Source organism: Bradyrhizobium sp. P2_E8, assembly GCF_056403875.1.
Genome location: NZ_JBFUES010000362.1, coordinates 1 through 6,832, shown reverse-complemented (window position 1 = coordinate 6,832; position 6,832 = coordinate 1). Strand labels below are relative to the sequence as shown.

The window sequence follows — 6,832 nt, the reverse complement described above, 5'->3', positions numbered from 1 at the left end:
CCATCGAGGAAGAGCCTCAGGCGATGGAGGTTGCAGCCGACAGTCCCGATCCGCTGGCGCGCCGGGAGATGACCGAGGAGCTGAAGCGGCTCCTGGAATGTATCGGCCGGCTCGAGCCGGACCGTCAGAGGCTCGTGCTTCTCGCCTACTACAACGGCTGGAGCCGCGAGCAATTGGCGGAGAAATTCGCCGCGCCCGTCAACACGGTGAAGACGTGGCTGCGGCGCAGCATGTTGGATATCCGCGAGTGCCTCGGATTATGAGAGTTTATACTGTGAGGGTGGTTCTGGACTGCAAGTGATGGCCAACACGGAGGACCATATCGCGCTCGCCGCGGAATATGCGCTCGGCACCCTCGACGCCGACGAGCGCGCGCAGGTCGAGATCATGATGGCGGTGGACAAGGCGTTCGCCGATGTCGTGCAGGCCTGGGGCTACCGGCTCGGCGTCCTCAACCAGATGGTCGGCACGATCGAGCCGCGTCCGATCGTGTGGGAGAACATCAGGTCCGAGCTCGCGCGGACGGGCTTTGCGCAGGAGCCGCCCGCGCTGTCCGAAGCCTCGCCGCCGCCACCACCACCTGTACCGGAGACGTCCTCGTTCGACCCTGTCACGCCGGAAACGTCATCGGACCGCACTGAGCAACCGGAGCCGCAGCTTTCCGAAGCCGCGCAGCCCGAAGCCGCGCGACCGCCGTCCGATGCGCTTCCCGACGTCGCGCCGATCTTCATGCCGCAGGTCCATGCGCCCGATCCCGACGTCGCGCGCGCGCCGCCGGCGCCGGTCGTGGACAACACCAATGTGATCCGGCTCGAGCGCCGCGTGAAGCGCTGGCGCTCGATCGCATCCGCCGTCGGCGCGCTTGCGGCGGCGCTGCTGGTGACGCTGTCGCTTCAGATCTTCCTGCCCGATGCGCTGCCGGGCGGCTTGCGCCCTGCACCGCGCATCCAGACGGTCGAGGTGAAGACACCGGCGCCGCTCGCGGCGTCTTCGCAATATGTCGCGCTGTTGCAGGGCCCGGCCGGCGGCCCGGCCTTCATCCTCACCATCGACGGTGCGACGCGGAATTTCACCGTGCGCAAGGTCGGCGCGACGCCGGAGCCCGGCAAGAGCTTCGAGCTCTGGCTGATCTCCGACAAGCTGCCGCGCCCGCGCTCGCTCGGCGTGATCAGCGGCGGCGACTTCACCGCGCGTCCGCTGCTCGCCTCCTACGATGCCGACGTCGTCAACGGCGCGACCTACGCCGTCACCGTCGAGCAGGCCGGCGGCTCGCCCAGCGGCCAGCCGACCTCGGCGCCGGTCTTTACCGGCAAGCTGATCGAGACCGTGCCGCCGTCCCAGCCGCAAGCGCCCGCGAAGAAGTAGTCTGCGCCCGAGCGCCAGCCGTCATCTCCCGCGAAGGCGGGCGATTCAGTACTCCGTGACGGCGGTGATGAACTGATGAGCCGCGGCGTACTGGATACCCCGCCTGCGCGGGGTATGACCGGGACGGGTTTGGCGCGAGGCGTGTAACTTTGTCGCCCCGGTCCATCCCGCCGTCGCATTCCGACAACCCCGGCCAAATCCAGCCCCGATTTGAACCTCTCCGCAATTGGCGGCGTCAAATGCCCGGAATTTGCAGTCGGCGCCGCCAATCATGGTGCCGGAGAGGGGCGAGAAATCAAATGGATGCAGCGAAAACGCCGGGCATCTTCGTTCACCAGTATGCGGGCCTGCCGCAAGGCGCGGCCTTCGAACATTGGCGCGATCGGGCCTTCGGGGCCTGCGGTCTCGACATCGGGCCGAGCCATGGCGACAGCATCGATTGCCGGCTCCAGATCAGCGTGGTCGACAACATCGCGCTGGCTATTCCCGAAGGCGCTTCCGCGCAATATTCACGTAACCAGAGCCACCTTGCCGACGGCAGCGACGATCTCGTCCTGATCGCGGCACATGCGGGCCTCGTCCGCGTCGGGCAGAACGGCCACACCGTCGAGCTCGCGCCGGCGCAGATGGTGCTCGTCGACATGGGCGTCACCGGCACCGTCGGCCACACCGACGAAGATCGCTTCACCACCATCCGCATGCCGCGCCGAGCTCTGCTCGACATCAATCCGCGCGCCGAGGAGAAGCTGTCGCGAGTGCTCTGCGACGGTGCGGTCGCCGAAACCATCTTCCGCTACCATGCGCTCGCCGCCAATCACGGCCCGCATCTCGACGCCGTCGGCCAGCGTCTGTCCGCGCAGCACATGGTCGATCTCGTCGGCCTCCTGCTCGGGACCGATGCCGAGCACGCAAGCCTCGCGCGCGGCCGCGGGCAGGCGGCGGCCCGTCTCGAACTCATGCGCGCCGACGTGATGGCCGCACTCGGCCGCAACGATCTCTGCCTGTCGGAAGTTGCGACGCGCTCGGGCCTGAGCCCGCGCCAGGCGCAGCGCCTGTTCGAGCAGGCCGGCACGACCTTCACCGAATTCGTGCTGGAGCAGCGCCTGTTGCTGGCGCGCAAGCTGCTCGGCGATCCCCGCGCGAGGGCGCGCAAGATCAGCGACATCGCGCATTCCTCGGGCTTCTCGGACCTGTCCTATTTCAACCGCGCCTTCCGCAAGYGCTTTGGTGCAACGCCGTCGGAACTGCGCGAGGCGTGAGCCGGGATTTTGTGCAGCGGCGCGCGCCCGCACAGTTGGTCGGCAGGGGTTATTGAGCTATACCTGCCTGCGCGGGCAGGCCGCAGGATTCCGTTGGAAAGTACAGTAGGCGGACATGGCGCGTATCGTCGTGCTCGGCGCCGGGTTTGCAGGCCTGTGGGCGGCCATCGGTGCTGCACGCAAGCGCGACGAGGTCGGCGCTGCCGGCCGCGACATCGAGATCCGCATCGTCGACCGCAATCCCTACCACAACATCCGGGTACGCAACTACGAGCTCGACCTCAGCGAGGTCGCGCTTCCGCTTGGGCAATTGCTCGATCCGATCGGCGTCACTCACGGCATCGGCGAGGTCGAAGCCATCGATCCGGCACGGCACGAGATCTCGCTGGTCACGAGCGACGGCGAGGAGATCTTGGGCTACGACCGGCTGGTGCTCGCGCTCGGCAGCGAGGTGATGCGTCCCGACATTCCGGGCCTTGCCGACCACGCCTTCGACGTCGACACCTACATTGCGGCCCTGCGCTTAGAGGATCATCTCGTCTCGCTCGGGCGCAGCGTGCCGTCGCCGGGGCGTTCGACGGTCGTTGTGGTCGGCGCCGGCTTTACCGGCATCGAGGTCGCGGCCGAGATGCCGGACCGGCTGGCGCGTGCCGGGATCACCGGCAGCCGCCGCATCATCCTGGTTGATCCCAATCCGACGGTCGGCGCCACCATCGGCGCGCATGCGCGTCCCGTCATCGAGACGGCGTTGTCGTCGCTCGACATCGAGACGCGCCTTGGCGCGCGTGTCGTATCGGTCGAGGCGGCCGGCGTGCACCTGAGCTCGGGCGAATTCATCGCGGCCCAGACGGTGATCTGGTGCGCTGGGCTACGCGCGAGCCGGCTGGCCACGAGCTTTCCGGGCGCGCGCGATCGCCTCGGGCGCCTTCTGGTCGATCCGTTCATGCGGGTTGCTGATCTGCGTGGCGTGTTCGCGGCCGGCGACGTCGCCTCCAGCGTGGTCGACGGACTGCATCCGACCGTGATGTCCTGCCAGTTCGCCCGCCCCATGGGCCGCTTCGCCGGCCACAATGTCGTGGCCGATCTCCTGCGCCTGCCGATGCTGCCGCTGCGGATCGACTGGTACGTCACCGTGCTCGATCTCGGCAGCTGGGGCGCGCTCTATACGGAGGGGTGGGATCGCGAGGTCCGCGCCACCGGCGCGGCCGCGAAGGCGACGAAGCAGACCATCAACCGCAAGCGCATCTATCCGCCGCTCAGCGGAAGCAAGGAGGAGCTGTTCGCTGCGGCCGCGCCGACCGTGCAGGCGCCGCCGCCGACGTATGGGGTGGATAGGACGCGTTAGGAGTAGGAGTGCTCGGCTTCGATCGTTGTCTCGCGATCGCTCACGCCAATTTCGGTGTCATCGTCCGCCTTGTGCGCGATTGCGCACTGGGGCGGACGATCGAGTATTCCAGAGGCGATGAGATGATACGGAGGAGCCGCGGCGTACTGGATTCCCCGTATTCGCGGGGAATGACAGTTGTGTTTGGAGCGGCAGTGCTGGCTACATCCGCGCCGAATTCATTCCCGCAACACCACCCCAGACATGAGAAAGCGCCCGTGGGGGGCGGGCGCTTTCTGTAGTCGACTTGGGGTTGGGGTCGTCTACATATCCACGTGGCCTTTGGGGGGCTGGTAAAGAGCCGCGTGAATTCATAAAACTCGTCAGATCTCCTTAGCGAACGAGGGATGCGTTCGAGCTGGTGATAACAACCGGCTTGCCGGCCTTGATGACGCGAGCCGTCTGGGTCAGACCTTCATCCGAACCCGTGCGTGCCGTGATGCCGAAGCCTGCCACCGCGATCCCTGCGACGAGGGCTACGACCACGATCTTCAGGTGGGTCGAGCGATCTGCGCTGTAAATCGAGTGGTTCATGGAAGGCTCCTGCCGCCATCTACCCGAAGTAGTCGCTACCCTGTTCGGGCAGGTTCATGCTTCCGGTGCCCAACAACCTAGTATTGGGGGGATTCGTTCCCAAGGGGCGGTCACAAGAGCGTGAAAGGACGTGAAGGATCGCGATCAAAGGCGTCCTTCGATCGTGTAATTCTATAATTATTTCAAAGTCGTAACGTGCCTGTGAGGCGTCTTGTCCGCATTTGGTCGACAAGGCGCCAGGAACTCAAAAACCATTTGCCTGTGGCCGAAAAACACACGGCTTCTTAAGGCAAATCAGATGCTTCCGACCGTTTTCAGCCTCGCCCTGGGGTGGATTTCAGCCTGCGACAGCACCGTCGTCTGGGCCCGGAACCGCTCGACGAGAGAGCGGACGAAGGGACGAATTGCCGCAGACGTGACCAGCACCGGCGCCTCGCCTTCGCGCGCGGCGCGCTCGAACGCCTCGCGAACGGCGGTCATGAATTCCGACAGCTTCGAGGGCTGCATCGCGAGGCTGCGCTCCTCGCCCTGGCCGATGATGGATTCGGCGAAGGCCTGCTCCCAGCGCGCCGACAGCGCGATCAGCGGCAGATAGCCGTTGTAGGAGGTGTTCTGTGCGCAGATCTGCCGCGCCAGGCGGGCACGGACGTGCTCGACCATGGTGGCGGGATTGCGCGAGAAGGCGAGCGAGTCGGCGATGCCCTCGAGGATGGTGGAGAGATCGCGGATCGAGATGCGCTCGGCGAGCAGCAGCTGCAGCACGCGCTGGATGCCGGAGACCGTGACCTGTCCGGGGACGATGTCCTTGACCAGCTCGCTCTGCTCCTTCGGCAGCTCCTTGAGCAGCTTCTGCACCTCGCCATAGGAGAGCAGGTCCGACATGTTGGCCTTGAGCAGCTCGGTGAGGTGGGTCGAGAGCACGGTCGCGGCGTCGACCACGGTGTAGCCCTTGAGCGAAGCCTCTTCCTTGAGACTGGCATCGACCCAGGTCGCGGGCAGGCCGAAGGTCGGCTCGGTGGTGTGGATGCCGGGCACCTGAACCTGGCTGCCGCCGGGGTCCATGACCATGAACTGGTTCGGCCAGATCTTGCCGGTGCCGGCGTCGACCTCCTTGATCTTGATGATGTAGGTGTTGGCTTCGAGCTGGACGTTGTCGAGGATGCGCACCGCCGGCATCACAAAGCCCATCTCGATCGCGAGCGAGCGGCGCAGCGCCTTGATCTGCTCGGTGAGGCGGTCGGTGCCGTCGGGGCCGTTGACGAGCGGCAGCAGCGCATAGCCGAGCTCGATCTTGAGGTCGTCGATCTTCAGCGCCGCCGAGATCGGCTCTTCGGTCGCAGCCGTGCCCGGCGCACCGGGCGTACCGGCAGCGGGCGCGGCCTTGGCAGCTTCGTCAGCCTTGGCGGTGGCGCGGTTGCGGTTGCGCGCGGTCCAGGCCAGCGCGCCGGCGCCGGCGCCGAGCGCGAGGAAGGGAATGGTCGGAATGCCCGGCAGCGCCGCCAGCACCAGCATGACGGCCGAGGACATCGCCAGCGCCTGCGGATAGCCGGAGAACTGCTTCATCAGCGCCTTGTCGGCGGCGCCGGAGACGCCGGCCTTGGAGACGAGCAGGCCGGCCGCGGTCGAGACGATCAGCGCCGGCACCTGGGTGACGAGGCCGTCACCGACCGTCAGCAGCGTGTAGCTGCGCCCGGCGTCGGCAAAGGACAGGCCCTGCTGCGCCACGCCGATGATCATGCCGCCGACGACGTTGATGAAGACGATCAGAAGGCCGGCGATGGCATCGCCGCGGACGAATTTCGAGGCACCGTCCATGGCGCCGAAGAAGCCGCTCTCGTCCTCCAGCGCCTTGCGGCGCTCCTTGGCGACCTTCTCGTCGATCAGGCCGGCGGAGAGATCGGCGTCGATCGCCATCTGCTTGCCCGGCATGGCGTCGAGGTGGAAGCGCGCGGCGACTTCGGCGATGCGGCCCGAACCCTTGGTGATGACGACGAAGTTGACGATGATCAGGATGGCGAAAACGATGATGCCGATGACGAAATTGCCGCCCATCACGAAGCTGCCGAAGGCTTCGATGACGTGACCGGCGGCATCCGTGCCCTCGTGCCCGTGCGACAGGATCAGTCGGGTCGAGGCCATGTTGAGCGACAGCCGCAGCATGGTCGAGATCAGCAGGATGGTCGGGAAGGCGGAGAATTCCAGCGGCGCCTGGATGAACAGCGACGTCATCAGGATCAGGATCGAGAGCGTGATCGAGATCGCCAGGAACAGGTCCAGCACGATCGCGGGC

6 protein-coding genes are annotated in these 6,832 nt (G+C 66.4%); 4 read left to right on the top strand and 2 right to left on the bottom strand.

Annotated features, from left to right (window positions below):
* The 4 genes from AC1D00_RS20390 to AC1D00_RS20375 all read left to right on the top strand — a co-directional run.
* On the top strand, nt 1-263 hold a 263-nt coding region (locus tag AC1D00_RS20390; protein ID WP_477011903.1), incomplete at its 5' end, for a sigma factor-like helix-turn-helix DNA-binding protein.
* A 37-nt stretch (nt 264-300) separates the two neighbouring features.
* Nucleotides 301-1,365, top strand: a complete 1,065-nt coding sequence (locus AC1D00_RS20385) for an anti-sigma factor (protein ID WP_477011902.1) — start codon at nt 301-303, stop codon at nt 1,363-1,365.
* A 299-nt stretch (nt 1,366-1,664) separates the two neighbouring features.
* On the top strand, nt 1,665-2,624 hold the full coding sequence (locus AC1D00_RS20380) for a helix-turn-helix transcriptional regulator (protein WP_477011901.1): 960 nt from the start codon (nt 1,665-1,667) through the stop codon (nt 2,622-2,624).
* A gap of 115 nt (nt 2,625-2,739) precedes the next feature.
* Nucleotides 2,740-3,969: an NAD(P)/FAD-dependent oxidoreductase gene (locus tag AC1D00_RS20375; protein ID WP_477011900.1), complete on the top strand. Its 1,230-nt coding sequence runs from the start codon at nt 2,740-2,742 to the stop codon at nt 3,967-3,969.
* A 372-nt stretch (nt 3,970-4,341) separates the two neighbouring features.
* Here the strand turns inward: AC1D00_RS20375 and AC1D00_RS20370 are convergent, their stop codons facing one another.
* Both AC1D00_RS20370 and flhA read right to left on the bottom strand, forming a co-directional pair.
* Complete coding sequence (locus tag AC1D00_RS20370) at nt 4,342-4,542, bottom strand: hypothetical protein (protein ID WP_011084994.1); 201 nt, start codon at nt 4,540-4,542, stop codon at nt 4,342-4,344.
* Nucleotides 4,543-4,836: 294 nt separating this feature from the next.
* On the bottom strand, nt 4,837-6,832 hold a 1,996-nt coding region (flhA, locus tag AC1D00_RS20365), incomplete at its 5' end, for a flagellar biosynthesis protein FlhA (protein WP_477011899.1).